Here is a 7,314-nt window from a genome sequence, read left to right as displayed (position 1 = left end):
CGAGACCGGGCTCCTGACGGTTTCGACGGCTCGGTCGAGGAGTTCACCAGAGAGCTGATCAACGGTCTGGAGTCGTTCGCCGACTACAGCGTCCGCCACGGCACGGTCCGGGAAGTACCCACCAGCCGGCTGGAGAAGCGATTCGAGCGTCTCGCCAACCGGCACGACGACGGTGGCATCGTCTGTCGTCCCGACAGCCGCCTCCCTGACCAGATCCAGGAACTCGCCGGGAAGCACTGACGCACACACAGAACCCGCTGGGGGACGAAGGTTTCCAGGCCACCAGCCCTCACCGGGCTCCGCTCGACACCCATCCACAAGGGAGAAGCGCCACCATGAAGACTAACCGCCGTACCCGCGGCCGACAGGAGCCCAAACGATCGGCTCCCGCCGCAGCATGGGTCCGCCGCCGACGCCATGCCATGCTCTCCAGCGCCCTGCGCGGGGCGGCCTACGCCACCGGAAGCGGCTCCGTGGGCCTCGTCATCTGGTGGATCCAAAGCCACCAGCGGTAAAGGGTGTTACAGAAGGCCGTGATCACGCATGTTGAAGCGGTGTTTGGGCGTGGTGGCTCACGCAGCGAGGGCGAGATTGTGCATGCGGGCGACGGCCTCGACGACATGGTGAAGGCTGTCGCCCATTTGCCTACAGCCTCGGAGGATCTTGTAGGTCTTCATCCGGGAGAAGACATGCTCGACACGCGCGGACCTTGCGATGGGCTGCGTTGTCCTCTTCCTCGCCCTTCAGCAGTGGCCGTCCGGGGCGTTTGCGGTTCGGCACGATCAGGCCGGTGTTGATGTAGGCACCGTCGCCGAGCACCGTCACGCCCTGGCAGTGCTCGGCGAGACCGGAGCCCCGCCAGGCTTTTGCGTCCGCCGTGTTGCCGGGCATGTGATAAACGGTCGCCACCACCAGACGGGTCTCCGCATCCACGATGACCTGCACGTTCGCCGAGAACGCGATCAGACGCCCTGTGACCCTGCTTCGGTGATACTGACCTGCCTGTTCGGCTCCGTGACTGTCCACTACGGTCCGAGACGGTCTTGGCGTAGCTGCCCCGTTTGGCCCCCTGGGCTTTTCGGTTTAGACGCCCCGTGAGGGCGGTGACCAGGGCATCATCGGCAGCTATGGACCTTCAAGGTGTGGGCGCCAGCTCGACAAGGGGGTGACCTCTGGCGGCATGACGGTGAGCGTGTTTGCCTACGCGCATTCCGACTTGGGAAGCACCGTATGGTCGTCGCCCAACGGTGACTCAGCCAAACCTAGCCCGGTCCAGTAGACGCCCACAGAGGCCCGCGGTTCACCGTCTGCTGTTGTCACGAAGAACTGGGTAACATACCGCTGGCCGCCTGCGGTCAGCCCTTCAAGTTCCAGCACTCGTCCCCCCTGCGATTCCTTTGTGTTCCGCACCACCGCCGAACGAAGGACGCGAGGCTTCGCTCCAGGCTTCAGACAGAAGTCGTCAGCTTCCTTCCAAACCCCCTCACAGACTTCCACCTGGTAGGCGAATTCACGGCAAAACTTACCGGAGTCCAGTGTTGACGCGTGCGAAGCGACCTGATCGAAAACCCTGAGCGCCTGCTCGGAAGTGACGGGCGCGGACTCTTGGGTGGGAGACTGGCCGGACGTGGCCGAGTCCGTCCCGCACGCGCCTACGAGCAGAAGCAGGGGCGCTATCAAAAGGAAATGCTGACGCATCGGGTGCCGCCTCGTATGTCAGTCGGAGTCATAAGAACTAAGGCATTAAGGCCTTAACAGCATCTGCGCTTTGCGAGCCGGGCGGGGCTCGCTGCATGCCTTCGGAGCCCCGCCCACCATTGTTCCTCAGCCCTGAAGGCAGCCGATGCAGACGTCGGAGTTGATCCAGTGGTGCCACTTCGGGCGCCCGGCACTCTGACCGACCTTCACAGCGACTTGGTGTGCTGTTCCGCGAGCAGAGTTTGTAACCTTACCCTTCCAGTAGCTGCTCATCTTGCCAGCTTCCTCGTACTTGTTGATCACCTGCTTCTCACACAGGTCGAATTCTCCACCTACGGAAACGTTGAGCAGGGAGACACTAATGCTTCTAGAGCGGCAGTCGTTTCGATCTTGGGTTGCATTGGGTGCCCAATCTTCCCAGCTAACCTTCGGTCCCGATGCCGCCCGCTCAACTCCATGGCCACACGACGTCAGACGTCCCTTTACGCCCAGGCATGTACTCGACGCCTTCTTGGTGTAGTAGTTCCAGGTGCGGTTTCCGTCGTTCCTCTCCACCCAGTTTTGGTAGCAAGAGTCGTTCCAGCTGGCTTTTAGATTGTCCCATTCTTCCTCGTAGTGCCACTTTCGAGAGAAGCATGCACTGGCGTACTTCTGCGCAGACGGTCTAGCCGCCGTGGCTTCTACAGGATCATCCTGAGTGGCCTGATCTGGAGTGCTTTCATCCCACTCGACATTGAACTGACATGTATCCGAAGCGCCGCTGGGAGAGGGTTCCACTTCGACGTTGGACGTATAAATTATGTTCGTGGCGGATATCGGTGCCACCAACGTCTCTGACTTGACGTCACAGGAGCCTGAGGAGTCGCCCGACGCTGAGTAGATGTCGCTCATGTCGATCTGCAGCACTTTGTATTCGTCCTGCAGAGCGGTAACACTCCTGGCTCTTGCAGTTGGGAGTGACTCGGTGTGGCGGCTGGCAAATTCTGCGAGCTCCGCTTTGCCGGTTTCGGTGTGGGTCACGTCAGCTGAGTTGCTGCTAGTGAGAGCTATCACTCCGGTCGCCTCAGCGGCAGGCGCCGCCGGAAGGGACGGCACGGCACGTGCAATTGGAGTGACGGCAGCACTGACGAGAATCGTCGAAAGGGCAACAGTCGAGATTAAGGAAGCGCGCACAATCGGTATCATGACATCCCCCCAAAGTTGAATCTTGAATCAAGCGATCACGGTGCACTTTCAGTGCACCGAAGAAGTTTGCAGAGCTGGTCAGGTCCCCACTGTGCTTCTTCAGCTTGGAATAGGACGATCTTATGCGCGAAGCAGCGCCTCGCTGGTGGATTAACCGCATATTTGAGCGAATGTTGAGGTTGAACCGCTCCTCGCCAGCTGGGTTCAGTGAACACCGAGGCATAAAACCCGGCTTCTGTGCGGCGAGCGAGTGAAGCCGCCCAAGGTAGTCTTGTGCCACTGGCTCGGAGCTGTACGGCGCCGCATCTGGGCGGCAAGTTCGCGACTGGTCGCGACCCGCACCGTCCCCGCGCCTACCAGGTGCGGCCATCATGGGCGCCTGACCTCGGCGGCAGGAGCGAGGCGCCGGTCGACGTACCGTTCATCCGCCACGCCACGACCGACTCACGGAAGTGGTGTTTGCTGCCTGTCTTCCGCCGGTCGACAGGCGACAGACCGGTTGCGGCACCCCCTTTTTCGAGCGGACGGGAGAACGTCCACGCACGCACGCGTCCAGTCGAGTTCGCCGGCCGCGTGCAGTTCGGCGAGCAGGACGCGGTGCAGCGGCGTCGGGCTCGAAGACTCCGGCCTTCTGCCAGCGGCCCGGCGTCGCCAACAGGTTTGTCCGGAGCCGAACCCGAGCCGCAGTGGCAGGAGTTGCCAGGCGATGTCCTGGCGAGTGGCGGTCCACGACGGTCCGGTGGACGTGGCACATGCCGATGCCCTTGCACGGCACACATGTCACGAGCCTTCTCTTCGGGCAGCCCGGTTCGCCTGTGGCCGGTCTGTACGGGCCTGCTACTGCCGGTGTTCCGGGAGCCCCGGGACGGCCGCGTGACGCGCGTGTCGCAGCTCGACCTGGCCCGGGCTGTGGAACAGGCCGTGGAGGTGGGGGCCCATGTCCTCACCCTGCTCCGCGACACCGCCTTGCCCCGCGCGCGGCTGTGTTGCCGCAAGCATCGGTCTTCGCACGTCAGTCCGGGTGCCGAGTCGGTATCGCCCGCCTTTGGCACCTGGACTGGCGCTGACTTCTTGTGGAGTGGGATGCCTAGTCCCACTGAATGTCGCTCAGCTGTTCCAAGGGGGTGCGGTCGGTTGCCGCTTCGGGTACGAGCAGGGTGTCGCCCTTGTGCAGGGCGGCGGGGAAGCGGAGGTGGGTGCGGTCTTCGAGTTCGCCGAGGGTGATCTGGAAGGTGCGGAACTCATCGAGTTCGAGAGCCTCGAGCTGGTTGAGGTTCTGCGTGAGCAGGAACGCTTTGGCTTTCAGCGTGCCGTTTTCGGTGAAGGTGATGAGCTTCCAGAACTCGCGGGGGATCTTGACGCCGCGGAAGGTGCGGTCGTCGTCCTGGAAGACTGGTCCGCCGAACACGCTGACTTTGAGGTCGTCGACGTCGACGTCAGCGAAGACGGCGTCCTCCAGTTTGCCCCACAGGCCGTTCTGGGAGCTCTGGTTGAAGTCGTCCATCTGCGGGGTGATGTTGGTGTAGAAGAACGAGTCGGTGTTGGCCTTTTCGGCTTCCGGCAGGCTGCCCCACAGCAGGTCGGCGCGGCGGGCGATGTGGCCGCGGTCCAGCCGGTTGTTCTCATACAGCTCGTTGCCCACCTGGGCGCCTGCCGGCAGCCGCGGGTCCTTGACGAATGGGATGCCCTGGCGGCTGAGCCTCTTGAGAGAGGTGCCGTCGATGTTCCAGGCCACCCAGAACGGAAAGCGCCGCTTTTTGCTCTGCGTCAGTGAGAAGTGCGTGTAGGGGATGACCTGGGAGCCGTTGAGCAGCACCGCGTCGCGGGCGAGGTCGGCATCCAGCTGTGGGGCTTCGATGCGCTCGCTGAGGAAGCCGGGGTCGTATCCGGCCACGGCCTCCAGTGCTTCCGGGCCCGGAGGATCGAGAGTGATCTCGAGTTTCTCGAACACGGAGGTCGGCAGGCAGGCCAGGGCGTGCTCGTCCGGTTCCCCCTTGCTTTCGCCGCCGAAGTGCAGGCCGGCCAGCACGGTACTGGTGCGGCCGTTGTTCTTGAACAGCCACACCGCTCCGGAGTCCCCGGGCAGGCTGATCTCACCATCGACAGCGGGGTTGGCGGGGTCAGGGCCGATCTCGAAGCAGCCGATGGTCTTCACACCGACCTGCCCGCCATAGTTGATCTTGGCGATGGTGTCGATGCGGCGGACGATGCCGTGCGTGACGCCGGTGGTTCGTCCGCTCTTGACCACCTTGTCGTCGAGATCAGGCTCTCCCAGTTCCTTGGGTGCGACGCCGAGCTCGAAGATTTCCTGGACGAAGGAGCGGTCTTCGATGGTCGCCACTGCGCAGTCGCCGGCTACGCCCAGGTGAGAGCGTTTGAGCACGCCGAGGCGGTTGCGGCGGATGCGGTTGTCGTCATGAGGGCCTGGCTGCGCGATCTCATGGCCCAGTTCGCCGTCCCGGCCATGCAGGACATGCCAGTTGCTGAGCACGTAGGGGGTGCCGTCGGTCTTGTCGAAGACGATGCAACCGATGGTGCCCGCCCCAGGCGGCACGGCCCCGGCCACTCCGACGCTGACTCCGGGCTCGATCGTGTCCAGGCGGGTCTTGCGAGCCGGGCTTTCGACCTCGGCCACCGTGCGGAACTGCGGCGCGTAGGTCCGCTCAATCACGTCGGTGGGCACCTCCGTGCCCTCCACCGTGATCGTCTCGGGGATCGGGGCCGTGCCCAGCGCCTCCAGCTCTTCCGGCTCGGCCTTGCTTGCCACGGTGAACTGCAGCACCACCTGCTTGCCCCGCCGGCCGCCGGTGACCTTACGGCCGATACCGACGGAGGTGACGTTCGGGTCGTCCAGCAGCTCTGGGCCGCGGGTGCGGATGTAGCGCCGCAACGAGCCGATCAGCTCTTCTTCAGAGGACGAAGCAGTCTTCGGCGACCGTGAGGCGGTCTTCTTCTTGGTCTTTGTGGCCATGCCAGGGGTGTCCCTTCGCCAGAGGAGACGGCGCACGCGACGTACTCCGCCATCCGGACAACGGCCGACGCGGCTGGCCGCTTTTCGACAGAGGCCCGGTAACTACATATAGTAGTCGATATTTACTTATTGTGTACGATATTGATGCATTCGGTCGAGCACTCGGCGAAAGGCGCAGCGCCCGATCAGCGGCAGTGACCGGGTCCGGTGGGTGCCGCTGCAAGCCGAAAGGAGCGCGTGCACGCAATGGCCGCCTCAAGTCGAGCGCAGAGGGAGCGGGCACGAGAACGCCGCTCGACATCCCCTCCGGTGGGGGCACACCAGGCCCTGCGGCCCGCGAACCCCCGCAAGCTGCTTACTCCCTGGCAGCGCTTCCCCGTTCCGGCCCATCTCTGCTCGCGGCGCTCGTTATCGGGCTGGTGGCGGGCGGCCTGACCGCGCTCACCAACGCTCCCGTGGCGGGCGCCGTGCTGGCCGGGCTGACCGCGGCCGGTTCGGCCCTGCCGGTTCTGCGCTCGCTCTGAGCGGCGCGGCCAGACGGTCGGGCGCCACGGCCAAGCCAGGCTTGCTATCAGCAATGTGCTGGACAGGTCCCTGTCCAGCACATCACGGTCTGAGCCAGAGCCGGATTGAGGCGACGGTGACGGTGCCATGGAGGAAGAAGCTGGTCGAGGGCGGACGGTCTTCCTGCGTGGAGGAGCCTGCCCGCCCCACGCCAGCGTCCCACCGACCAGACCGAGCAGTTCAGCGACGGCTTCCAGCCGGTGGCCACGTGTCGAGCTCATTGCGTGCCCTTCGCTTCAGCGGAACCAGCGGCCCAGGCAGCCAGCCAGTCCAGCGCACCGCCGGCGCCCTCAAAGCAGCATGGGACGGACCGCTCCAGCCCATCCCTCCCCGTGCAGTGGTGGGCCCGGCTACTGTGAGGGCATGCCGAAGGAGATCCGCATCAAGGTCGACGACGAAACGTACGAGCAACTGCAGCGTCTCGCCGCCGACGACCACGAGAACCCAGACCAGTACGCGAGCCGGCGGCTCACCGCTGACCTCGCGCATACCCGGTTCCTCGAGGGCGCGAAGGCTTTTGTCGAGGAGCACGGACAAGCCTTTGCCGAGCGCTTCGGGACCGGACCCAGCAGCCACGCCGCCTGATGTCGCCCGTCGTTCTCATCGACGAGCGCTGGCTGCTTGATATTGCGCAGAACCTCGTGCCCGGCGACCCCGACGTCACCGACTACGGCGCGCTGGCCGCCGCCGTGGCTCGCCACCGCCACGAGGTAATGGGGACACTGGTCTACCCAGCCGCGCACCACCGAGCCGCCGCGCTTCTGCATACCCTCGCCAGGGTCCCTGCCCTTGAGCACTCCAACGGGCACTGTCACGTTGGCTGACCGGTGGGATGATCTTCTGGTTGATCAGCCTGGGAAGGGTCGTCCGTGGGGAGCGCGTCGCTGTCGTACAAG

The 7,314-nt window shown here is 64.3% G+C and carries 5 protein-coding genes and 2 pseudogenes; 4 read left to right on the top strand and 3 right to left on the bottom strand.

The window, feature by feature from the left end; all coding sequences use genetic code 11:
• Positions 1 to 240 (top strand): annotated as a pseudogene (locus ACFWWR_RS48125) (hypothetical protein); the annotation flags it as partial.
• A gap of 95 nt (positions 241 to 335) precedes the next feature.
• Positions 336 to 515: a hypothetical protein gene (locus ACFWWR_RS48120; RefSeq protein WP_384310705.1), complete on the top strand. Its 180-nt coding sequence runs from the start codon at positions 336 to 338 to the stop codon at positions 513 to 515.
• A gap of 57 nt (positions 516 to 572) precedes the next feature.
• On the opposite strand, the pseudogene ACFWWR_RS48115 reads toward ACFWWR_RS48120, so the two are convergent.
• The 3 genes and pseudogenes from ACFWWR_RS48115 to ACFWWR_RS48105 form a co-directional block, all read right to left on the bottom strand.
• A pseudogene (locus ACFWWR_RS48115) lies at positions 573 to 1,026 on the bottom strand (transposase family protein).
• Positions 1,027 to 1,824: 798 nt separating this feature from the next.
• Complete coding sequence (locus tag ACFWWR_RS48110; protein ID WP_384310704.1) at positions 1,825 to 2,718, bottom strand: hypothetical protein; 894 nt, start codon at positions 2,716 to 2,718, stop codon at positions 1,825 to 1,827.
• A gap of 1,252 nt (positions 2,719 to 3,970) precedes the next feature.
• Complete coding sequence (locus ACFWWR_RS48105; RefSeq protein ID WP_384310703.1) at positions 3,971 to 5,854, bottom strand: DNA/RNA non-specific endonuclease; 1,884 nt, start codon at positions 5,852 to 5,854, stop codon at positions 3,971 to 3,973.
• Positions 5,855 to 6,781: 927 nt separating this feature from the next.
• On the opposite strand from ACFWWR_RS48105, the gene ACFWWR_RS48100 reads away from it, so the two are divergent.
• Together ACFWWR_RS48100 and ACFWWR_RS48095 are read left to right on the top strand one after the other, a co-directional pair.
• The gene (locus ACFWWR_RS48100; RefSeq protein ID WP_384310701.1) at positions 6,782 to 7,003 is read left to right on the top strand and encodes a hypothetical protein; all 222 of its coding nucleotides are present in this window, start codon (positions 6,782 to 6,784) and stop codon (positions 7,001 to 7,003) included.
• Positions 7,003 to 7,242 carry a hypothetical protein gene (locus tag ACFWWR_RS48095; RefSeq protein ID WP_384310700.1) on the top strand — a complete coding sequence of 80 codons (240 nt, stop codon included), beginning with the start codon at positions 7,003 to 7,005 and terminating at the stop codon, positions 7,240 to 7,242. The genes ACFWWR_RS48100 and ACFWWR_RS48095 overlap by 1 nt, the downstream gene beginning before the upstream one ends.
• The last annotated feature ends 72 nt before the right edge of the window (positions 7,243 to 7,314 follow it).

Origin of the sequence: Streptomyces sp. NPDC058678 (genome assembly GCF_042714835.1) — a bacterium.
In the GTDB taxonomy this organism is placed as follows: domain Bacteria; phylum Actinomycetota; class Actinomycetes; order Streptomycetales; family Streptomycetaceae; genus Streptomyces.
This window is presented reverse-complemented; position numbering and strand designations above follow the sequence as displayed.